This window comes from Segatella sinensis (genome assembly GCF_040095255.1).
Classification (GTDB): domain Bacteria; phylum Bacteroidota; class Bacteroidia; order Bacteroidales; family Bacteroidaceae; genus Prevotella; species Prevotella sinensis.
The window spans coordinates 15,319-38,494 of sequence record NZ_JBBNGE010000031.1 but is presented as its reverse complement, the minus strand read 5'-3'; the positions used below and the strand labels follow the sequence as shown (position 1 = coordinate 38,494).

At 47.2% G+C, this 23,176-nt stretch carries 12 protein-coding genes and 1 pseudogene; 2 read left to right on the top strand and 11 right to left on the bottom strand.

The window, feature by feature from the left end:
- Positions 1-271: 271 nt before the first annotated feature.
- The 7 genes from AAAT87_RS09745 to asnB form a co-directional block, all read right to left on the bottom strand.
- On the bottom strand, positions 272-1,324 hold the full coding sequence (locus AAAT87_RS09745) for a hypothetical protein (RefSeq protein ID WP_349226288.1): 1,053 nt from the start codon (positions 1,322-1,324) through the stop codon (positions 272-274).
- 78 nt (positions 1,325-1,402) lie between these two features.
- A complete protein-coding gene (locus AAAT87_RS09740) occupies positions 1,403-2,572 on the bottom strand; it encodes a hypothetical protein (RefSeq protein ID WP_349226287.1) in 1,170 nt (389 codons plus the stop codon).
- Positions 2,573-2,683: 111 nt separating this feature from the next.
- Positions 2,684-3,817, bottom strand: coding sequence for an OmpA family protein (locus tag AAAT87_RS09735; protein WP_349226286.1), 1,134 nt, complete (start codon positions 3,815-3,817; stop codon positions 2,684-2,686).
- Positions 3,818-3,903: 86 nt separating this feature from the next.
- Positions 3,904-5,913, bottom strand: coding sequence for a hypothetical protein (locus AAAT87_RS09730; RefSeq protein WP_349226285.1), 2,010 nt, complete (start codon positions 5,911-5,913; stop codon positions 3,904-3,906).
- 779 nt (positions 5,914-6,692) lie between these two features.
- Positions 6,693-8,036 carry a glutamate synthase subunit beta gene (locus AAAT87_RS09725; RefSeq protein ID WP_337507715.1) on the bottom strand — a complete coding sequence of 448 codons (1,344 nt, stop codon included), beginning with the start codon at positions 8,034-8,036 and terminating at the stop codon, positions 6,693-6,695.
- Positions 8,037-8,171: 135 nt separating this feature from the next.
- Positions 8,172-12,695, bottom strand: a complete 4,524-nt coding sequence (gene gltB / locus AAAT87_RS09720; protein WP_349226284.1) for a glutamate synthase large subunit — start codon at positions 12,693-12,695, stop codon at positions 8,172-8,174.
- 167 nt (positions 12,696-12,862) lie between these two features.
- Positions 12,863-14,650, bottom strand: coding sequence for an asparagine synthase B (gene asnB / locus AAAT87_RS09715; RefSeq protein ID WP_349226283.1), 1,788 nt, complete (start codon positions 14,648-14,650; stop codon positions 12,863-12,865).
- 892 nt (positions 14,651-15,542) lie between these two features.
- Between asnB and AAAT87_RS09710 the strand changes: the two genes are divergently transcribed.
- Both AAAT87_RS09710 and AAAT87_RS09705 read left to right on the top strand, forming a co-directional pair.
- Positions 15,543-17,720 carry a GH92 family glycosyl hydrolase gene (locus tag AAAT87_RS09710; protein WP_349226282.1) on the top strand — a complete coding sequence of 726 codons (2,178 nt, stop codon included), beginning with the start codon at positions 15,543-15,545 and terminating at the stop codon, positions 17,718-17,720.
- A 32-nt stretch (positions 17,721-17,752) separates the two neighbouring features.
- Entirely contained in the window at positions 17,753-19,237 is a 1,485-nt protein-coding gene (locus tag AAAT87_RS09705) for a glycoside hydrolase family 125 protein (protein ID WP_117663519.1), read from the top strand.
- 95 nt (positions 19,238-19,332) lie between these two features.
- Here AAAT87_RS09705 and AAAT87_RS09700 read toward each other — a convergent pair whose 3' ends face one another.
- The 4 genes and pseudogenes from AAAT87_RS09700 to AAAT87_RS09685 all read right to left on the bottom strand — a co-directional run.
- Positions 19,333-20,052: a hypothetical protein gene (locus AAAT87_RS09700; protein WP_349226281.1), complete on the bottom strand. Its 720-nt coding sequence runs from the start codon at positions 20,050-20,052 to the stop codon at positions 19,333-19,335.
- Between the two features lie 189 nt (positions 20,053-20,241).
- The gene (locus AAAT87_RS09695) at positions 20,242-21,504 is read right to left on the bottom strand and encodes an ammonium transporter (protein WP_295025033.1); all 1,263 of its coding nucleotides are present in this window, start codon (positions 21,502-21,504) and stop codon (positions 20,242-20,244) included.
- Positions 21,505-21,567: 63 nt separating this feature from the next.
- Positions 21,568-21,924: a P-II family nitrogen regulator gene (locus tag AAAT87_RS09690; protein WP_089545297.1), complete on the bottom strand. Its 357-nt coding sequence runs from the start codon at positions 21,922-21,924 to the stop codon at positions 21,568-21,570.
- 270 nt (positions 21,925-22,194) lie between these two features.
- Positions 22,195-23,175, bottom strand: a pseudogene (locus tag AAAT87_RS09685) (cyclically-permuted mutarotase family protein); the annotation flags it as partial.
- Between the last annotated feature and the right edge of the window lies 1 nt (position 23,176).

Sequence of the window (23,176 nt, the reverse complement as noted above, 5' to 3'; positions counted from 1 at the left end):
TTCTAAGAAGTCAACCGCTTCTTGTACTACTTGTCTGTTTATGTAAAATCTTTCAAAGAACTCTTTCTTTAGTTGCTTAGAGTAATACTTGATTTCTCAAAAGCGAGTGCAAAAGTACTAACATTTTGCGAAACCACCAAATTTTCGAAGAGAAAAGTTTCAAAAACCGCCATTATTTAACAGTCTTAAACACTTTTACGCCTTAAATCGCCTATTTTCGCCCCAAATCGCCGTTTTTAAGCCATCTGGGTGTGTAGGCACACATCCTACCTTATTTCACCCAGATTCGGCGGGTCAAACGAAGTTCTACTACAGGATAAACCTTAAAGCTCTTCAAGAGCTTCACATAGTCGCCTACCTTACCCGGTACGTTCTTCACATCCTTTGCCAAATCCACACCTGGTTCTGTGGTTACATGCTTCACCGCCTCTGTATAATCCTCATTTGGTGTAAAGGTAACCTTCTGGATATCGTTGGTCATGATCTTTGGAGTACCACCCCAGAACAAAACACCGGCATCGAAGGAAACATAATAATCGTCGCTATTCTTGAAGAGCTTGCCACCATAACCGAAACCTAAGTAAGGCTTGAAGTTGTTTACCTTGATAGTGGCAGATACATTATTATTAGCATCCGGCTCCAGACGGAATGGAGTACCATCCTTGCGCTCGCCCAGGGTTACACCCATTCTGCCATAACTCATGAACTTATCATAGAGATCCTTGCCAGCTACCAACTGCTGATCACCTACAGACATATAAGGTACAAAGTTCTCATAAGAGTTCTTCACACGCTCATAGAGGTTGTTGTACATACTCACTGCTACCAGAGAGGTTCCATCATAGACTGCATTCTCAGCCTTGGCAACCTGTGAAGGTCCCCAATAGAAACCGGTAGTAAAGTGCCAGTTCTTGTTGCTGAAAGGATGAACATCTACGAGCAACTTAAAGTTGTTCATCGTTGGAGTACCCACCATATCAATGCTATTCCCTACTCTGGTACCGGTATATTCCTCCAGCATGTCAGCGAGGCGATTGAACTTCTCCGCCTGCACCTGCTCACTCTCCTTCTCATCACCCACCTGCACCGCAAAGTTCATGGTAGCATGCACACGGGGAGTAAAGGAGAAACCCGTACGAACCTGAAAGACATCATTCAGTGGCACCGCCACATCCACACCGACACCGGTTGTACCCAGCGTCACGGAAGCGTCAATACTCTTGGTGTACACCTTGCCCGGGATGCAAGGCTCACTAAATGTCTGGGCAAACATACCCATCGTTGGCAGCAGCGCTGCTGCCAATGCAATTACATATTTTCTCATAAATTTTTGATTTTCATTAAAAAACGGTGCAAAGTTACGCAAAAAGCCCCAAACTCACAAGAGTTTAGGGCTTTTTATTTATTTAATAACGACTTTCTTGCCATTTATGATGTAAATCCCCTGATGTAAGTCGCTGATTGAAGTTGCATTCTTCTTAATCTGTACACCTTCAAGGGTATATACATTATATAATGAGGCAGGCTTCACCGTGATGTCCTTAATGCCTGTAGCATACTGCTCGGCGGTAACCATCTTCATCTCGGATGGAGCTGAAGAAGAAACAGAAAGATACCAGCTGTTGGCAGGGATTGCCAAAATTCTCACCTTATCACCATTACCAGCATCCTGATCAATACTCACAGAAGTGAGCGCATCGTTAGAGGTAGTCATAGCGATATAACCATAAGAGTTGGCTGAGAATACTCGCATACTGGAAGCATCAAATTTCACAGAGTTGAAATGACCAGACCATCTATTTCCTATGCAGAAGTAAACACCCTTCACCTGAGAAGCCAGATCAGATGGCACAGCTGCATCGCTTTCAACTGGTGTTACCTGATTCTTGCTGACATCTGTAGAAGCACACTCAATCAACACAGGGGTCTTTGCAGGAATGGTACCTGTCAACTCCTTGATGATGATCACACCTTCCTTCTCAATCACCTTAGTTACATAGTATGCCTTCATACCAGCACCCAGCGTATAAGGATAACCGGCAAAGACGGCAGCATAATGCTTATCGCCAACCGTAACGGTTGGCTTTACACCAATATAGTTATCGGAAGTATTGATAGGCGTAATATTCCAAGTACTATAAGTACCTGTAGTAGTTACATAGCTTACAGCATCATGGGATTTCTTATCGGTCAGCGTGATACGCTGGCCACTATCCTGCTGCCAAGCCTTGTAGTAATTGCCAACCGGAGTCAGGTAGATGTAATACTGGATAATGCCATAAAGGCTGGTTCCTTGACCTACCACATTATAGCTTTCACCGCTGATATGATCCAGATAGAACACACTTCCTGGGTCATGCGAGATGTCCTCCCAAATAGAGCTAGTAGCCATGGCACCACAATCCGCACTGGTAGAAGCGAAGTTGACTCCTCTACTATGGTTGTCGGAAAGCGACATATATCTACCGGTAGAAACATTCTTCACACGGTAGTAGCCAGCACCACTCAACTGCGCCTGAGCACCGAGCATGGTAGCACAACCCAAGAGGAGCAGAAACAATCTTTTCTTCATTCTAATACTGTTTAGTTACAAAAAAAAATAACCGGTCTCCAAAGCTTACATAGTAAGAATGAAGATCGGTTATAATGTTTAATGAACTATTTAATTCTATATAGAGCTAAATTACTTAGCAATACAGATTGTAACACGGTTCATATCGTTCTCCTCGAAAGGCTGAACGCGTGAACCCTTAGACTCCTTGATCATGCGGCTCTTAGCAACACCCTTAGCTGCGAGTGTATTGTAAACAGTCTGAGCACGGCGAGCAGCAATCTTATCGTTGAATGCAGCAGAACCTGTACCCTTATCTGCATAACCAGTCAAAGTGATCTTAGCATCTGGGTTCTCCTTCATGTACTCTACGATCTCAGCAATCTTAGTTGACTGAGACTTAGCGATATTAGAGTTACCGATTGGGAAGAAGATATCACGACGGAAGTTCTCCTCAACTACCTTAGACTCAACCTTAGGAGCTGGAGCTGGAGCTGGCTTCTCGATGATACGCTCGATGATCTTCTCTACTGGCTTTGGAGCAGGGATTACCTTAGTGGTATGAGTCTCACCAAGAGCAACCTTTACACCTACCAATGCGTTGAAGTACCAGTCTGGGTTACCAGCCTTCTTTGAATTGTACTTGTCGCTCAATGTGTTAGCAGAAAGCTCTACGCCCAACTTAACGCGATCACTTACGCGGAAGTCAACGTTAGCACCAACACGTGCAACGAAGCGAGTCTTTGTACCATCCCAAAGGTTCTCCAATGGAGTAGCACCATACTTCAGAGCTTCAGTAGCAGCTTCACTCTTCAAGATAGCAGCCTTAGCATCAGCAGCCTCGTCATTCCCCCAAGCGATGTTAGCGCCGATACCACCGAATACGCCAACCTCAACCAAACGGTCTGGGTTGTACTCGCAGAAGAGGTTTGTGAGGTTGAATGTAGCGTCAACCATTGGAGCTACATAGTTCCACTTCCACTTGTAAACGTTGCCAGCCACGTTCTGACCAGCCTTGCTCTGCCATGCATTCAAAGAAAGACGAGCGCCTACAACCTGATTGAAGTTATAACCTACGCCTACCTGAGCATTTGGAGACAACAACTTACCGAAACCGATCTCACCCAATGTGTACTGGCCACCAATCTGAGCCTGTGCATACCAATGTGGAGTGAAGACATTTACAGTCTTATCTGCTTCCTGAGCTGACGCACTAACGCAACTCAAAGCAACAACACCTGACAGTATTACCTTATTTAATTTCATAATCTTTAATCTAATTATATAAAAAAATCGTTTTTAAGACTTGGCTAGCGGCAAGCAAGCTTGCCACTAACTACGTTATTCTTAAATTACTTTACTACGTTAATATAGAAGTTCTTTTCAACAGGAACACCAGAGTAATCTACTGCCTCGTAAGTAATCTTGCATACACCCTCCTTAGTAGGAGTGAAGAGAGCCTTCTGTACATTACCAGCGAATGGCTTAGAAGCATCTTTACCATCAACAGTAATTGTTGCATTATCTGCAGAAAGCGCCTTCTTGTAAGCAGGAGCCAAGAACTCAGCTGTATAAGTAGTTGCACACAACATATAGCTACCACCAAGCTTAACAGTAGGAGCTGTGAAGTGATTATCTGTACCAGCAATAGCAATCTCACCACTCTCGCCTGAGATGAACAATGCAGGCTGCAACAAACGATTTACATTTGCAATGTTTGCAGAAATCTTCTTCAACCATGCATTTACCTTTGGTACATAGTTATCATACTTCTCAACATAGTTATTCAACTTAGCGCTATTAAGAGCATTCTGAATAGGCTGGAGCTTATCAGAAATCTGCTTGTTGATGCTAGCCATTACCTCATCAAGAGCATTTGTCTGAATCTTATAGATATACTGAGTATGATTATCATTATCAATATCAACCTGATCTTTATCAACAATCTTAGCGTTATCCAATGTCATAAATGGAACAACCTCATTCTTCTTGAAGAAATCAACTCCACCATTTGCATTCTCTGCAGCAGTTACATCAATTGCAGTAAGCATAGTAACCACATTACCAGAAGCTGTTACATTAAACTTAACAGCATCAGCAATCTTTGCCAACTTATCTGACAATGTTGGAATACGGAAGTGCTCTACACCAAACTGAGCAAGCTTAGCAAGTGCCTGATTATCCTGCAAGAAAGTGAAGCCCACTGGCTTAACAGCAAAAGCACCCATCTTAGCCTCTGTACTAACAGTTCTATCTACATATTCACCCTTAGTAGCATCATACAACTTGAATGTAATCTGAACGCGCAACTTCTTCAACTGATTGTTTGCAGCATGATACATTGTTGTTGCAATCTGACCGAGATTCAAATTAGTAGCCTTAGGGTTCTTCAACTCTGAAAGAATATTCTTAGCAGCTTCTTTCAATTCACCCTTGTTTACATCAAAGCCATCATTCTCAGGAGTTACACATGTAACAGGAATCTTATAGAAACCACTTGCAGCACGTGTATATCCCCATGTCAAATCCTCATTGCACTCCTGAAGATCACCAAGCTTAAATCCTTCAGCCTTCTTACCAGAAGTGGTTGTCAATTCTACGCTTACAAGTTCAGGAGCTACCTGTTTAGGATTCAATGTAATATAAATATAACCTGCATTGCCTTCCTCATTAGCACCAACGACCTTACCGCCATCGATACCCCAGAAAGGATCACCCTCTGCTGCATAACCATAATAAGCAGAAGCAAGATTCAAATCAAGAACACCACTCTGAAGATAACCAAAAACAGGATTCTTTGTACCATCAACAATAGCACCTGTAATATTCTTATTTACGAGGTAATCAAGAGCCTTGTCATACTGGCTATTCAAAATCTGCTGAGCAGCAAGCTCACTATTTACTTTTGCAGAAAGAGTATCAAGACGGTAATTCAATGCACTATCAGCCTTAGCGAAGATGAGAGAATCTGACTTACGCATATCCTCAAGAGCAGCAATCTGTCTGGTATGAGTATCCAAAGTATCCTTCATACCTGTGTATGCCTTAGATGCTCTGATAGCCTTATCCAAAGAAGCATACTTTGCCAACTCAGATACAGCACCCTTGTCACCAATAGCCTTCCAGTTATCCTTGATACGCGCATCAATTGCTGCAGCAAGGTCAGGATTAGAAGTCTTCAAATCACCCAACCAAGTGTTAATCTTACCAAGTTCATCAACCTGATTCTTGATCGCATCAGCAAGAGAAACACTAGTGTTGTAGTTACTGTCGCTTTCGTTATCTGTACAAGATACGAAAGTGCTAGCTCCACCCACCAAGAGGGCAGAGAAGAGCAAAATACTAGTTAATTGTCTTTTCATTTTTTATAAAAAATTTAATTAAACTTATGTTGTCTAACTCATTATATGTTTTAGAAAGGTCAAGCTCGACGAAGTAGCCAGTGTATGTTGTTGACTTAGGTCTTGCCTTCACTCTCCTTTTTATCATTTTATCATTCTTAGTTTCCAATTTTATCGTTACCAAAATGTATATATACCGCTGCAAAGGTAAAGCTTTTTTTTGAATTAGAATGTTTTTGCCCCGTTATTTTTAGCAAAATGCCTTAAATTTTAAATATTTTAAGTATTCTCCCCTCTTTTCGCCCCCTTTTCTCCCCCATTTTACCACAATGATAACGTTTACACAAAAATATCCTTGTCAATCAGCTTGACCTACATCAATCACCCGAACAAGAAGACACTTCAGTTGTCTAACTTAAATAAAGAAAAGAAGAGGAAAAGAAAGAGAGACTCGATGACACTTATGACACTTATGACACCTGTTTTCTAAAAAAATCCTACGCGCGGGCGGGCAGGAAAAATTTTCTAAATCAGCCTCCCGCCCGCCTACGCGAGAGATTTTTTAAGAAAATGCTGTCATCGGTGTCACTCTGTCATTCCGGGACAAGTCGCCTTAGCACCATAAGTATCTTACTTAGACCTCGTAAGCAAGTCACTTAGCACCCGTAAGTAAGTCACTTAGCACCCGTAAGTAAGTCACTTAGCCACCGCAAGTAAGTCACTTACCGAGCACAAAAAAGGGAGGCTTACCTCGTCACAAGGTTTACCTCCCTACACTTATAGTTAAAAATAACCGAATATTACTTGTTCAGGAACTTATCTACCTGAGCAGCAATCTTTCTACCGCTTGCCATGGCACGAACCACCAGAGAAGCTCCGCTGGCTGCATCACCAGCTACAAATACATTCTCGGCAAACTCAGGCTGCTGTGGCTTCAGGAAGCCCATTGCCAGGAACACAGCCTCTGCCTTGATGATTTCCGGCTCGCCAGCCTCTACCATCAATGGGCGACCGCCCTCTGGGTTTGGCTTCCAGTCGATAGGCTGAACCTTCACGCCTGTCAGCTTACCGTTCTTTCCCAGGAACTCCAGAGAGTTGATGTTCCAGCGGCGGGTACAGCCTTCCTCATGACTTGAAGTGGTCTTCAGGGTGCGAGGCCAGTTTGGCCAAGGATTCTTAGGATCCTCAGGCCCCTCTACCGGCTTAGGCATGATTTCGATCTGGGTTACACTCTTGCAACCCTGGCGATGAGCGGTACCGATACAGTCGGAACCCGTATCACCACCACCGATGACCAATACATCCTTGCCCTTGCAGTTGACCAGTTCGTCCTTAGAGAACTCCATACCCGCAAGGATACGGTTCTGCTGAGAAAGCAGTTCGAGGGCGAAATAAACACCCTTCAGCTCTCTTCCAGGAATCTTCAGGTCGCGGGCTGTCGGTGTACCGGTAGATACCACGTAGGCATCAAAGCCTTCCGGCAACTTGGTAACGTCAATATGCTGGTTGTATCTGAACTCGATGCCCTCCTCTTCGAGAAGACGAAGACGGCGGTCGATGATGCTCTTGTTGAGCTTGAAGTTAGGAATACCGTAACGCAACAGACCACCGGCATTCTCACGTGCCTCGAAGACCGTTACCTTATATCCCTTGTGGTTCAACTGGTTGGCAGCTACCAATCCCGCAGGACCGGCACCGATGACAGCCACCGTCTTGCCGTTACGCTCCGGAATCTCAACATGCACATAATCCTCAGAGAAGGCATGCTCCACGATGGCACACTCATCCTCACGGTTGGTGGTTGGCTCATGATCCATGAGATTCAATACACATGCCTTCTCGCAGAGTGCAGGACAGATGCGTCCTGTGAACTCCGGGAAGTCGTTGGTGGAATTGAGGAGACGGTAAGCCAACTCCCAGTCGCCCTTGTAGAGGGCATCGTTCCACTCCGGTGCCTTGTTGCCCAATGGACAAGCCCAGTGGCAGAAAGGCACGCCACAATCCATGCAACGGGAAGCCTGCTGTCGGCGGTCGTTGCTATTCAAAGTCTGTTCTACCTCGCTGAAGTCGAGGATTCTATCGTGAATTGGTCTATAACCTGCTTCCTTGCGAGGTATAGTCAAAAATGCTTTTGGATTTCCCATCTTGATACTTTAAACTTTGTTCCCTTTGAACTTTGAACTTTGAACTTTGAACTTTATGATTAGTATCGAGAGCTATAACTCCATGAAGCATATCATAAAGTTCAAAGTTTCAAGTTCAAAGTTCAAAGTTAAATGTTAATAATCGCGCTGCATATCCGCAATCTTCTGCTGCAACTTCTTTACCTGCTCCTCCTGGAGAACTCGCTTGTACTCGATTGGCACTACCTGGATGAAATCCTCTACGTAGTGGTTCCAGTCGTCGAGCATGGTACGGGCAAGCTTACTGCCGGTGTAGAGATAATGCTGACGGATCAGCTCGTGCAACTCCTTGCGATAGGTGCTGTCCTCCACGAGGTTGATCTCCACCATATCCATGTTACAGAAGTAATCGAAGTTGTGGTTCTTATCCCATACGTAGGCAACACCACCACTCATACCAGCGGCGAAGTTACGGCCGGTTTCACCGAGCACTACTACTCTACCGCCCGTCATATACTCGCAGCAGTGGTCGCCAGCACCCTCAATCACGGCGATGGCACCGGAGTTACGAACACCAAAGCGCTCGCCTACCTTACCATTGATATACAACTCACCGCTTGTGGCACCATACAGACCAGTGTTACCGGCGATGATGTTATCCTCGGCAGAGAAGTTGCTGCGGATAGGAGGAAGGATGGAAATACGACCTCCTGAAAGTCCCTTGGCGAAATAGTCATTGGTCTCACCCTCGAGTTTGAAATCCACTCCATTGACCAGGAAGGCACCGAAGCTCTGACCTGCTGAGCCCTTGAACTTCACGTTTACGGTCTTGTCTGGAAGACCCGCCTCACCATATTTCTCGGCAATCATACCGCTCAGCATGGCACCTGCGGCACGGTCGGTATTCTTGATGGCGAAGTCGAGGTTCACTTCTTCCTGATTCTCGATGGCACGCTGTGCACCACGAATCAACTGCTGGTCGAGTACATTGTCGAGGTCATGGATCTGCTCGGTAGTATGATAGAGCGAGCAATGACCTGTCTCACGATGCAAGAGACGAGAGAAATCGAGCAAGTCTGCCTTCTCCTTGACGCTCTTGGCCACCTCTGGCTCTACGGCATCAGCACCCTCGGTAGGAACAATCTCCTCATCAGTCTTGCGAACGATGAGTTCTGTATGACCGATGATATCATTCAAAGAGGTGTAACCCATCTCAGCCAGATACTCACGAACCTCCTCGGCGAGGAAGCGGAAGTAGTTGATGAGGTACTTGTAGCTGCCACGGAAGTGCGCACGGAGCTTAGGATCCTGTGTGGCAACACCCATAGGACAGGTATTCAGGTTACACTTACGCATCATGACACAACCCAAAACGATGAGGGCGGCAGTACCGAAACTGAATTCCTCAGCACCGAGCAGAGCCATCAGGATGATGTCACGACCGCTCTTCAACTGACCATCTACCTGCAGACGAACCTGACCACGAAGACCATTCTTCACAAGAGTCTGCTGGGTTTCAGAAAGTCCGATTTCAGGAGAGATACCTGCGAAACGCATGCTGGATGCAGGGCTGGCACCTGTACCACCCTCGGCACCAGAGATAACGATGAGGTCTGCCTTCGCCTTAGCCACACCGGCAGCGATGGTACCCACACCACTCTCAGCTACCAGCTTGACAGAGATAGCCGCCTTAGGGTTCACATTCTTGAGGTCGAAGATGAGCTGAGCCAAATCCTCGATACTGTAGATATCGTGATGAGGTGGAGGAGAAATCAGGCTGATGCCAGGGATAGAGTGACGGGTCTTGGCGATGACCTCGTTGACCTTGAAGCCAGGCAACTGACCACCCTCACCCGGTTTAGCACCCTGTGCCACCTTGATCTGGATTTCCTCTGCATTTACCAAATATTCTGTAGTCACACCGAATCGACCGGAAGCCACCTGCTTGGTCTTGCTGGAGAGGCTGATGCCATCCTGTGTAGAATGGAATCGCTCGTTATCCTCACCACCTTCACCGGTATTGCTTCGAGCACCCAGGGCGTTCATGGCGAGTGCCATTGCCTCGTGAGCCTCCTTGGAGAGGGCACCGAAACTCATCGCACCGGTAACGAAGTGCTTGACAATTTCCTCTACTGGCTCCACCTTATCGATAGAGATAGGATTCTTGCGGAAGCCGAAGAAGTCGCGGATGAAGATAGGCTCCTGCTTATCGTCAACGAGATGTGTATATTTCTTGAAGAGATCGTAATCGCCCTTGCGGGTTGCGAGCTGCAGGGTGGCGATGGTCTCTGGGTTCCAAGCGTGCTTGATACCGTCCTTGCGGTAGTGGAACTGTCCCATGCTTGGCAGGAAGTCGAGCTTCTTGGTCTCGAATGCCTTGTCGTGCAGGCGGATGGCATCACGGGCGATGGTCTCGAGTCCGATACCGCCGATGGTGCTCACCTCTGTTCCGAAGTAGCTCTTCAGGAGGCTCTCGCTCAAACCGATGCTCTCGAAGATCTTGGCACCACGATAGCTTCGGATGGTAGAGATACCCATCTTAGCCATAATCTTGAACAAGCCCTTCTTCACAGCCTTGATATAGTTCTGCTCGGCTGTGTAATAATCCTCCTGAATCTTTCCCTTCTTTACAAGGTCGTCGAGGATGGCGTATGTCAAGTATGGACAGAGGGCTGATGCACCGTAACCCAACAAGAGGGCAGCATGCATTACCTCACGAATTTCACCGCTCTCTACGATGAGGGCAGTCTGCACACGCTTGCCGGCATCTATCAGATAATGATGAACGGCGCTCACGGCGAGCAATGATGGGATGGCGGCATGAGTTTCATCCACACCACGGTCGCTCAGGATGATGTAGTTATAGCCATCATCCACGCTCTGGGCAGCCTGCTTGCAGAGTTCATCCAAAGCCTCGTGAAGTCCTTCTTCGCCCTTGGCGGTTTCGAAAATCATGTGAAGCTTTACGGTATTGAATCCCTTGTAGCGGATATTCTGAAGGATATCCAGCTGGGTATTGGTCAGGATAGGATGTGGCAAGCGAACCATCTTGCAGTTGCTTTCGTCCGGGTTCAGAATGCCGGAACCTACACGGCCGATATACTCGGTAAGACTCATCACGAGGTTCTCACGGATGGAGTCGATGGCAGGGTTGGTAACCTGAGCAAACTGCTGACGGAAGTAGTTGAAGAAGATCTGTGGCTGGTCGGAAAGCACGGCAAGCGGAGTATCATTACCCATAGATGCTGTAGGCTCCTGACCCTTGGTAGCCATCGGAATGATGGTACCGTCGATGTCTTCCTCGCCAAAACCGAATTCCAATTCCTTGCGAGTGAGGTTTTCCACACCATTTTCCACTTTTCGTCCGCTGCGAAGTTTTTCCAGTTCAATACGGTTGGTGTTCAACCACTGGCGGTAAGGATGCTGCTCAGCCAGGCGCTCCTTGATTTCGCCATCATAGTAAATCTTGCCTTCCTGGGTATCAATCAGGAGAATCTTACCCGGCTGCAAGCGTCCCTTCTCGGCAATCTCGGTTGGGTCGAAATCCATCACACCTACCTCAGATGCGACTACCATCATATCGTTCTTGGTGATGGTGTAGCGTGCAGGGCGCAGACCGTTTCTATCGAGCATACCACCGGCATAGCGGCCATCGCTGAAGAGCAGGGCGGCAGGACCATCCCATGGCTCCATCAGGATAGAGTGATACTCATAGAAAGCCTTCAAATCCTCAGAGATAGGGTTCTTGTCGTTGAAGCTCTCAGGCACCATGACAGCCATGGCATGAGGCAAAGACAAGCCGCTCATTACGAAGAACTCGAAGACATTGTCGAGACTGGCAGAGTCACTCATATCAGGCTGAACGATAGGAGAAATCTCACGGATATCGCCCAGAGCCTCACTGCTCAACACACTCTCACGAGCCTTCATCCAGGCACGGTTACCACGGATGGTGTTGATCTCACCATTGTGGGCAAGGAGACGGAATGGCTGAGCCAAGCTCCATGTAGGGAAGGTGTTGGTAGAGAAGCGGGAGTGAACCAGAGCCAGACCGCTTGTAAAATAATTATTAGTCAAGTCAGGATAGTACTGACGCAGCTGGAGGCTGCTCAACATACCCTTATATACGATATTCGAATTAGACAACGAACAGATATAGAAATCAGGATCGCTGACACGTTTCTCAATACGTTTACGGATAAGATAGAGGGTGCGCTCAAAGACAGGCACCTTATCATCTGTCACACCTGTAATGAACACCTGTTTGATGGCAGGTTCATTGCTCAATGCAGCCTCACCCAGACAGTCTGGATTGGTAGGTACATTGCGGAGATGCATCAACTGAAGTCCCTCACGTTCAATCTCTTCAATCATAATAGAGAGGATATCCTGCTGTTTCTTCTCATCCTTAGGCAAGAAGACGAGACCTGTACCATATTTTCCCTTTTCCGGTACAGGGATACCCTGAAGAAGAATAAACTCATGTGGAATCTGGAGCATGATACCGGCACCATCACCCGTCTTGTTATCGGCACCCTCAGCACCACGATGGCGCATATTCTCGAGGACCTTCAAGGCGTTATCGACCAGCTCATGACTCTTGTTACCGTGGATATTCACCACCATACCTACGCCACACGCATCGTGCTCATAGGCTGAACTGTACAATCCTTTTTCCATTTCTTGTTCGTTTTATATCGGTTATTTCTAATATTTTAATGTTGAGTGTTGAGTGTTGAATGTTGAGTGTTGAATGTTGAATAAGGCTTACGCCCTTGCGACATGCTAAAGGTCTCACAAATAATCCGCGAGGCAACTCAACATTCAACATTCAACATTCAACATTCCTATTTATACGCCTGTTCATGAACTCCCGCTACGGCTCTACCGCTAGGGTCGTTCTGATTCTTGAAAGAGGCATCCCACGCCAGGGCTTCGGCTGTAGAGCAGGCTACGCTTGGCACGCTAGGAACACTCTTGGCAGCGCTGTCGCTTGGGAAATGCTCGGCGAAGATAGAGCGATAATAATACTCCTCCTTGTTCCGTGGAGGATTGATAGGGAATCGCTCGGCAGCATGCGCCATCTGTTCGTCGCTGACGGCTGATGCGGTAATCTGCTTCAGGGTATCAATCCATGAATAGCCCACTCCATCGGAGAACTGCTCCTTCTGTCGCCATGCTACTTCTTCTGGAAGCAGATCGGCGAATGCCTCACGAACCACCTTCTTCTCAATGGTCTTGTCCGGACACATCTTCAATACCGGGTTCATACCCATCGCTACATCCAGGAACTCCTTGTCGAGGAAAGGCACACGGCCCTCGATGCCCCATGCAGCCAGACTCTTGTTGGCTCTCAGGCAATCGTAGAGGTAGAGCTTGCCGAGCTTGCGCACGGTTTCCTCATGGAAAGCCTTGGCATCCGGTGCCTTGTGGAAGTAGAGATAACCTCCGAATACCTCGTCGGCACCCTCGCCCGAAAGCACCATCTTGATACCCATGCTTCGGATGACTCTCGCCAGGAGATACATCGGGGTAGATGCACGGACGGTGGTAACATCGTAGGTCTCGATGAAATAGATGACATCACGGATGGCATCCAGACCTTCCTGGATGGTGTAGTTGATTTCGTGATGCACGGTTCCGATGTGATCGGCAACCAGTCGTGCCTTTGCCAAATCAGGCGCACCCTTCAAACCTACGGCAAAGGAGTGCAAGCGTGGCCAGTATGCCTTGGTTTCGCCCCCATTCTCCACACGGGTAGAAGAGAATTTTTCGGCTACGGCAGAGATGACGGAAGAATCGAGACCACCACTCAGCAATACACCGTAAGGAACATCGCTCATCAGCTGGCGCTTGACGGATGCTTCGAGGGCATCATGGATTTCCTTTACCGCAGCTTTCTCCTGAGGTTCCGCATCCTTCAACTGGGCTTCAGCCTTCTTCTTATCATCAATCTGATATTTCTTCTGCATGGCAGCGTATTCAAACCAATCACGGGTATAGTAACGCTTCATGCCAGGGTTCTTGCTATAGTAATAATGACCTGGGAGGAATGGCTCGTAATGGTCGCACTGACCTTCCAGAGCCTTCAACTCGCTTGCCACCAACACCTTGCCATCCTTATCATAACCAATATAAAGAGGAATTACGCCGATAGGGTCGCGGGCAATGAGGAACTCATCACGCTCGGCATCGTAAAGGGCGAAGGCAAAGATACCGTTCAGCTCTTCAAGCATCTTGGAGATACGGGCGTGGAGCGCATCCTCACCTTTATATATTAAGGTATCAAAGTCGGAATCTGCTCGCATCTCACGATAGAGAGAAAGAATCACCTCGCAGTCGGAACCGGTCTGATACTGGTATTTGCCGGCAAAACGGGCACGGATATTCTGATGATTATAAATCTCACCATTTACGGCAAGCACCTGTTTCTTGTCTGGTGCAAACAAAGGTTGGCGACCACTTTCCGGGTCAACAATGCTCAGACGCTCATGTGCCAGGATAGCAGAACCACCACAGTAGATTCCGCTCCAGTCTGGTCCGCGATGGCGAATCTTCTGACTCATACGAAGCGCTTGCTGTCGCAATTCAGGAGTCTGCTCCTGAATATTGAAGATAGATACGATTCCACACATAATATCTTTTCCTTTCTTTTACGGTTATTTTTATCTCTTTTTACCTAAAACAAATAACATTTTGTTATGTTTCGGCTGCAAAATTACTACTTTTTGTCAATATACGAAAGATTTTCATTACCTTTTGTCTTAAGAAAAGGAGGAAAATAACATATCAATATACATCAATACGCTTTATCTTTCATTTTGAAAGAATAAACCCTATTATTCGTTTCAAAATAACACAAAGAGAGAAAAACAAGATAAATGGGCAAACCCGCCAGGCGTCCCGCCGGATTTGAAATCCGGCGTTAAAAAATGTCCTAACCTATTTAGGCTCTGCGGATTTGCAATCCGCAGAAAAGGAGTATGCTTTTATTGGGGGATTACAAATCCCCCGTTATTGATAGGTCGAACCTTTTTTTACGGCGGATTGCAAATCCGCCGGGACGCCTGGCGGTAAAAGCATTAATTCCGCAGAAATCCATACGCCCTGAAAGGGCAGAAGCTCCTAGCCCAGGGCACCGCCCTGGGTGTAGTGGTTGGTGTAATGCGCCCTGTAAGGGCAAAAGCTTTAAAATACGAAGCAAATTCAAAGCTTTTGCCCTTACAGGGCGACAGGTTTTCCATTTATAATACCCAGGGCGATGCCCTGGGCTAGGAGCTTCTGCCCTTTCAGGGCGTATGGATAAACACCGTTAGGCGTTCCGGCGGATTTGCAATCCGCCGTCTAAAAAGGTTCGACCACCCCTGGAGGGATTTGCAATCCCCTCTCAATACAATGAAAGTTTAGTTAAAAAATATATAGAATAGTGCCGTTTTTCCCATTTTTTTAGTATCTTTGCAACATTATTGTGTTTTATTACAAATAACCTAATTTATTCAATTATTCCGTAGATGTTACTATAGCATTATGAGAAAGAAACTTATAAATCTTTTAATGATGACCTGCGTATTAGCCGGCGGCTACTCTCAGGCATCGCTTGCTCAACAGGCTAAGTCGAGCAATCTAACCCAGTTTGTCAACCCTAGAATCGGAACAGGTGGACATGGACACGTTTTCCTCGGAGCCAACGTTCCGTTCGGATATGTCCAGCTAGGTCCTACAGAACCATCCCGCGGATGGGACTGGTGCTCCGGCTATCATCATTCTGACTCCATCCTCATCGGTTTCGGACACCAGCACCTGAGCGGTACCGGTATCGGCGACCTGGGCGACGTGGCTTTCCTGCCCGTAACAGATGGCAACCAGAAAGAAATCAAGTTCAGTCACGACAACGAGAACGTGCGTCCTGGATACTATGCAGTCAAACTGCAGCAGCCTAATGTATGGGTGGAGCTGACCGCTACCCAGCGTGCCGGCTTCCAGCGCTATACCTTTGGTGCTGATGCCCAGCAGGCACAGCTGGTACTCGACCTGAAGCAGGGTATCGGTTGGGATGCAGCCAAGGACTTCAATGTAGATAACACCACAGCTACCACCGTGGCAGGTCACCGTTTCTCCAAGGGATGGGCGAACGACCAAAAGGCATTCTTCTTCGCAGAATTCTCTCAGCCTGTTACCGTGAAGCCACTGGGCACCGGCAGATGGCTGATTACCGCTACTGATGTCACCAAGCCATTGTTGTTAAAGACCGGTTTGTCGGCTGTGAGTGCAGAGAATGCCAAGCTGAACCTGGAGAAAGAGATTCCAGGCTGGGATTTCCGTCAGGTAGTAGCTGATGCAGATGCTGCCTGGAACAAGGAATTGGCTAAAGTGAACATCGAGACCAGCGATTCTACCTCCCGCCGCATCTTCTACACAGCCATGTATCATACCATGACTGCCCCATCTGTCTTCTCAGACGTCAACGGTCAGTATCGCGGTGCCGACGGCAAGGTCTATGACGGCAACTTCACCAATTATACCACCTTGTCACTCTGGGACACCTATCGTGCAGCTCATCCATTGATGACCATGATCCATACCGACATGTTGCCAGATATGGCTAGCACCTTCATCAATATCTATCGCCAGCAGGGCAAGTTGCCAGTATGGCATCTGATGGGTAACGAAACCAATTGTATGGTGGGCAACCCTGGTATTCCTGTTCTTGCCGATATGGTACTGAAGGGCTATGTGAAGGATAAGGAAGGAGCCTACGAGGCGATGAAGAAGTCGGCTATGCTCGATGAGCGTGGTTTGGGATTGCTCAAGAAGCACGGTTATCTGCCATACGACAAGGAGCCTACCAAGGAAACCGTAGCCAAGGGAATGGAATATGCGCTGGCTGATGCCTGCGTGGCAAAGGTGGCTCGCATGCTGGGCAAGAAGGAAGATGCCAAGTACTTCGAGAACAGATCAAAGGCTTACAGCAAGTACTTCGACAAGGAGACCGGCTTTATGCGCGGTCTGGGTTCCGACGGCAAGTTCCGTGTTCCTTTCAACCCATTCGCAGCAGAGCATCGTGAAGATGACTATACCGAGGGAAATGCCTGGCAATATACCTGGCTGGTTCCACATGATGTTCACGGACTCGGGAAGCTCTTCGGCAATGAAAAGAAGTTCGTGACCAAGCTCGACTCTCTCTTCATCGTTACCGGTGAGATGGGCGACAATGCCTCTCCAGACATCTCTGGTCTGATTGGTCAGTATGCCCATGGCAACGAGCCTAGCCATCATGTTCTCTACATGTACAACTATGTAGGTCAGCCTTGGAAGGCTGCCCGTCTGCTCAGACAGACTCTGGACGAGATGTACAAGGATGACTTCGACGGTTTGAGCGGCAACGAGGACGTAGGTCAGATGTCTGCATGGTATGTGCTTTCTTCCGTAGGTCTCTATCAGGTAGAGCCAGCCGGCGGCAAGTACATCATCGGCAGCCCTATCTTCGACAAGGCAGAACTGAACGTGGGCAAGGGCAAGACCTTCAACATCGTCTGCAAGAACAACAGCAAGGAAAACATGTACGTACAGTCTGTGAAGTTGAACGGCAAGCCATACAGCAAGTCATACATCATGTACAACGACATCATGAAGGGCGGCACCCTCGAACTGCAGATGGGCAACCAGCCATCGAAGTGGGGAACCCGTCCTGCCGACCGTCCATAAGAATCAAGCACTAACTAACAAAAATATAAATAATGAGAAAGACTATTTTAACATTGGCTCTTCTTGCCTCCATGAGCGCTATGGCTCAGGAGAATGCTGAGGTAGATGTGCATGCACGCTATACCAAGGTGGTAACCCCGGTGAATGGCAAATATGAGTCAAAGCGTCCTCCTGTAGAGGACCGTCTCTTCACTTCTACAGCTGTAGAGAAGAAGATCAAGGAAGTACAGAAACTCCTGAAGAAGAATCCAAAGCTGGCGTGGATGTTTGCCAACTGCTATCCTAACACCCTGGAGAGTACCGTTCACTACCGTGTGCTCGAAAATGGTGATGATGATACATTCGTATATACCGGTGATATTCCAGCCATGTGGCTCCGCGACTCAGGTGCCCAGGTATGGCCTTACGTAGCCCTCGCCAACAAGGACGAGAAGTTGAAGAAGATGCTGAAGGGTGTGATTCTCCGCCAGTTGAAGTGCATCAACATCGACCGCTACGCCAATGCCTTCAATGACGGTCCTACCGGTGCCGGCTGGCAGAAAGACCGCACCAAGATGCAGCCGGATGTATTCGAGCGCAAATATGAGATCGACTCCTTCTGCTACCCTATCCGTCTGGCCTACGAGTACTGGAAGGTGACAGGCGATGACTCTATTTTCGGCGAAGTATGGATGAAGGCTATCGAGAATATCCTGAAGACCTTCCACGAACAGCAGCGCAAGGTGACAGCCAAGGCTTATCACTTTACCCGTGTTTCTGACCGTGCCTTCGATACCATCGGTTGGGACGGCTTCGGCGCTCCGGTAAAACCAGTAGGACTGATCGCTTCCATGTTCCGCCCTTCAGATGATGCCACCATCCTTCCATTCCTGATTCCATCCAACTTCATGGCAGTTTCTTCCATGAACAAGGCAGCAGAGATATTGAAGCACGTGGCAGAGAAGGATGCTGCAAAGAAAGATGCAGCCTTGAAGATTGCGCAGGATTGCAGCAGTCTGGCTGACGAGGTACATACTGCTCTGCAGAAGTATGCTATCTACAACCATCCTAAGTATGGCAAGATCTATGCTTACGAGGTAGATGGTTTCGGCAATCAGCTCCTGATGGACGATTCCAACGTTCCTTCTCTCCTGGGTATGGGATATATGGGTGATGTTCCTATGAACGACCCTATCTATCAGAACACCCGCCGTTTCGTTTGGAGTGAGGACAATCCTTGCTTCTTCCGTGGCAAGGCTGGCGAAGGTATCGGTGGTCCACACATCGGTTACGACATGCCTTGGCCTATGTCTATCATGATGAAGTGCTTCACCGCACAGAGCGATGACGAGATCCGCTTCTGCATGAAGATGCTGTTGAATACGGATGCCGGCATGGGATTCATCCATGAGTCTTTCCACAAGGACGATGCCTCTAAATACACCCGTCCTTGGTTCGCATGGCAGAACACCCTCTTCGGAGAGTTGGTCATCAAGCTGATCAATGATGGCAAGGCAGACTTGCTGAACAACCTGTAATACACATTATTATATATAAAGAAAATGCCGATAGTTTCTGATGTTTCAGAACTATCGGCATTTATATTTATGCTAACTGAAAAAATGACCTCACTTTATGGCTGCAGGGTGAAACCCACTACCAGATAAGCTTTCTCTGTGCTAGGGTTAGCAGCTACCTGAGCGAAGACCGGAACACTGAAGGAATCGGTAATCTTGATATCCTTGGTGGCTTTCACTGCTACATGGGTTACGGCAAAGCCATTGGCATCACCATAGAATGATGTAGCGAATGGCACGGCACCCACGCTCGCCTCCCAATCACAACCTCCGAGTTTGAATGGAGCTGTAGCCTCGAGATAAGATGAATAGGCACGGTCGCCATCCTTGTTGACTCCATCATTGCCTGCAAAGTTGGTATACCAGTTGAGGGCAAGTGCTCCGAAATCATAACCTACATTTGCCTCGAAAACATGAGAAGTTTCGTGAGCCTTGTAAGCGAAATACTTCTCGTTAGGAGAGTTGAACCAGTAATCGGTTACACCGATATGGAAACCACCAGTCTCGTATGCCAAGGTAAGATCAAACTCCTTGGTATCTTCCGGCTGAGAAAGACCTACACTTCCCCAAGCAGTAAGAGATAGACCTTTATATCCGATACCCAAGGTAGGCTGCAGGGAAACGGCTCCCAAATCCTGACCACGCCAGTAGTACTGGCTTACGATATCAGCACTGATAGAAGTTTCTACCTCGTCCTGTGCCATGGCAGCAGGAGCAAAAGCCATCAAACCGAGTGCCAAGGCACCCATCTTCTTCATATCTAAAATCTTCTTCATAATCTCTCTTGTTTTTCCGTTAATAATAAGGAACTGTAGAACTCATCCACCTCTTTTCTGTTGTAGGCGGCGAATCCATCCACCAGCTCCATTCCTGTTCTAAAAAGTTTTGGCTGCAAAGTTACTACAAAAAACCTTGCCTACCAAAACTTTTATCAATAATCTCTCTCGTCAATATATGAAAGTACTTTAGTTGTAGCAACTCTCACCATGCTCGTAGATATCGAGACCTTCCTCCTCGATTCGCTTGTCAACACGGAGACCAGCAATCTTCTTGATACCCCAGAAGAGGATGATACCTGTTGCAGCTGCCCAAAGGTCGATAACGAGGATACCGAAGACCTGTGCTCCGAAGAAACCGAAGCCACCACCATAGAAAGCGCCGCCATCGAGGGCAAAGAGACCTGTCATCAAGGTACCGAAGATACCACATACACCATGTACAGAGCTAGCACCTACAGGGTCATCAATATGAAGCTTGGTATCGATGAACTCGATAGAGAATACCAGGATGATACCTGCCAGAAGACCAATGATGGCTGAACCCAATGGACTAACCAAGTCGCAACCAGCTGTGATGGCTACCAGACCAGCCAAGATACCATTCAATGTCAATGAGAATGATGGCTTACCATACTTAATCCAAGATGTAAACATAGTACCCAAACCACCGCAGACAGCAGCCAGGTTGGTGGTCAGGAATACGTGGCTGATAGCAACACGGTTAACCTCACCAGAAGCAGCGAGCTGAGAACCAGGGTTGAATCCGAACCATCCGAACCAGAGGATGAATACACCGAGGGCAGCAGCCATCAGGTTGTGACCAGGGATAGCCATGCTCTTGCCGTTGCGGTACTTACCCAAACGAGGACCTAAGCAGATAGCACCTACCAAGGCGAGGACACCACCAACACTATGTACAATGGCAGAACCTGCGAAATCATGGAAGGCAGCACCAAAGGTGTCCATCATAAATGAACCAGCATCAGCATTGCAAAGCCAACCGCCACCCCATGTCCAGTGACCTTCTACAGGGTAGATAATCAATGAGATGAAGAATGAATAGATGCAATACATAGAGAACTTGGTACGTTCTGCCATGGCACCTGAAACGATGGTAGCGCTGGTAGCGCAGAATACGGTCTCGAACATCAGGAAACCTTCTGTAGGAAGACCAGCTGCATTCTTGTAAAAAGAAAGATCGCCGAAGTTAGGCATACCGATGAATCCGGCACCATCGCTACCAAACATAAATCCAAAACCTACGAACCAGAAAAGAACCGAACCGACCATGAAGTCAACGAAGTTCTTAAACAAGATGTTCGCGGTGTTTTTACTACGGGTAAAGCCCGCCTCGCAGAGGGCGAATCCCGGCTGCATGAAAAAGACCAACATGGCTGCCAAGAGCATCCATACGGTATCTAATGAAATTCCTAAATCCTGTACACTCATAACACAAAATCTTTAAAGTGTTGATACAATCTGAAAACTAATCTCTCTCCTCCCTTCCACATCTTATTTTTCCTGCTCCGCATTATAAAGAGCGATGTCGCCTCTTTCACCTGTACGGATTCTTACGGTATCCTCTACAGGAATTACAAAGATTCGACCATCACCAATCTCGCCGGTACGGGCTGCCTCCTGGATGGCATGAATTGTTTTCTCTACGTTCTTGTCGCGCACGACAACATTCAATAACACTCGCTCAATACTGCTGGTATCATACATGACACCACGATAGATACGAGCCTGTCGCATCTTGCCCTCTCCTCTTACATCGTAGTAAGAGAACCACTCAATGTCGGCGGCAAGCAAAGCTTCCTTTACATCCTCAAATTTCGTCTTGCGGATAATTGCTTCGATCTTTTTCATGTTAATCTCTCCTATAATTTAAATTACATATTATTCGTTTTCGAGTGCAAAGGTACGACAATTTGATTAATTTAATGGCTATTTACTTACTTTTTGCTTTAATTATTTCAGTTTGCTTTCTATTTGATAACTCATTTTAAGAAACACAATACAAAATAAAAGGAAAATAATGGTTTTAACTTTCATTTTGCAACAAACCTTCATAAAATAGAAAAACCAGTGTAGATGAAGCCTCGCCAGACTATCATACCACACTGGTAGAATCATTAATTAACGTAAATCTAACTGAACTATACCGGGTGAACGAAGACCAGGCTTCAATTCACCGCCAATATAATATAATGTATGTTTTCGCATTGCCACTTGGGCTCCCGCTCTAGCCAGTAGAGGGGTTTGGTGGGAAAGAATTTCCCAGCGTTCAGTTTTCAGTTGATATGTCAAAGGACAACCGTTGAACTGATACCACGAAATGTCCTTCTTCAAATAATCAGCTTGTGCCACCTTGGAATAGGTTCCGCTGATGGCATCCCAGAAGATATCACGGTTCACGCCTCCGGCGCAGATAATCTGGGCTTCACCGTCAGGACTCACAGCCAGCATGGCAGTAGCGCCCGTCAAGGTGAGTTCCTTACCTTCGCCATCACGGGGTGCCGGAAGCGGATTCCAGCATTTGCCCTGGAGAAGATAACGCAATCCCGATGTGGCAACGATACTTGACTTGCCATTCTGATAGAAGCCGCCCCAGACATAGAGTTTGCCATCATAGGCAGCGCAGACCGGTTGAACTCTCGGTTCGCCAATCATTTCCGTTTCCCTTTTCCATTCCAGATTCTTTCCGAGTTCACAGGTGAGAACGGAAGCGGAAGGATGACCATCCTGATTGCCCCCCACAACAAACAGGCGATTGTCCATCAGACAGACGCCCATGTTATCTACCGTACAAGGCAAGTCTAGCAAGGATTTCAATACCGGTTTGCCGCTCTTCTTGTCCAAGTGGAAACTCAAGACGGTTTTCAAACTATGTTCGGAATTGCATCCACCAACCAGAACCAGGCTATCACCAGTGGCTACCACACCACCATAAGCCGCAGGTTCAGGCAAGTTGCCTATCATCTCCCAATGTAAGGTTTCCTCGTTGCCTGTCACTTTCGCTGCATAGATACCCGAATAGTACTTCTTCTTTCCAGGTTCAGGGAAATTGCAGCCACCAGCCACTATCAGGTAGTCGCCGATGAATCCGGAATAACAAGCT

Bases quoted from the DNA above. Each gene is read 5' to 3' on its own strand.
- AAAT87_RS09695 (WP_295025033.1), bottom strand. From the start codon at position 21,504: ATGAGTGTACAGGATTTAGGAATTTCATTAGATACCGTATGGATGCTC.
- AAAT87_RS09725 (WP_337507715.1), bottom strand. From the start codon at position 8,036: ATGGGAAATCCAAAAGCATTTTTGACTATACCTCGCAAGGAAGCAGGT.
- AAAT87_RS09710 (WP_349226282.1), top strand. From the start codon at position 15,543: ATGAGAAAGAAACTTATAAATCTTTTAATGATGACCTGCGTATTAGCC.
- gltB (WP_349226284.1), bottom strand. From the start codon at position 12,695: ATGGAAAAAGGATTGTACAGTTCAGCCTATGAGCACGATGCGTGTGGC.
- AAAT87_RS09745 (WP_349226288.1), bottom strand. From the start codon at position 1,324: ATGAGAAAATATGTAATTGCATTGGCAGCAGCGCTGCTGCCAACGATG.
- AAAT87_RS09690 (WP_089545297.1), bottom strand. From the start codon at position 21,924: ATGAAAAAGATCGAAGCAATTATCCGCAAGACGAAATTTGAGGATGTA.
- AAAT87_RS09740 (WP_349226287.1), bottom strand. From the start codon at position 2,572: ATGAAGAAAAGATTGTTTCTGCTCCTCTTGGGTTGTGCTACCATGCTC.
- AAAT87_RS09700 (WP_349226281.1), bottom strand. From the start codon at position 20,052: ATGAAGAAGATTTTAGATATGAAGAAGATGGGTGCCTTGGCACTCGGT.
- AAAT87_RS09730 (WP_349226285.1), bottom strand. From the start codon at position 5,913: ATGAAAAGACAATTAACTAGTATTTTGCTCTTCTCTGCCCTCTTGGTG.
- AAAT87_RS09735 (WP_349226286.1), bottom strand. From the start codon at position 3,817: ATGAAATTAAATAAGGTAATACTGTCAGGTGTTGTTGCTTTGAGTTGC.
- asnB (WP_349226283.1), bottom strand. From the start codon at position 14,650: ATGTGTGGAATCGTATCTATCTTCAATATTCAGGAGCAGACTCCTGAA.
- AAAT87_RS09705 (WP_117663519.1), top strand. From the start codon at position 17,753: ATGAGAAAGACTATTTTAACATTGGCTCTTCTTGCCTCCATGAGCGCT.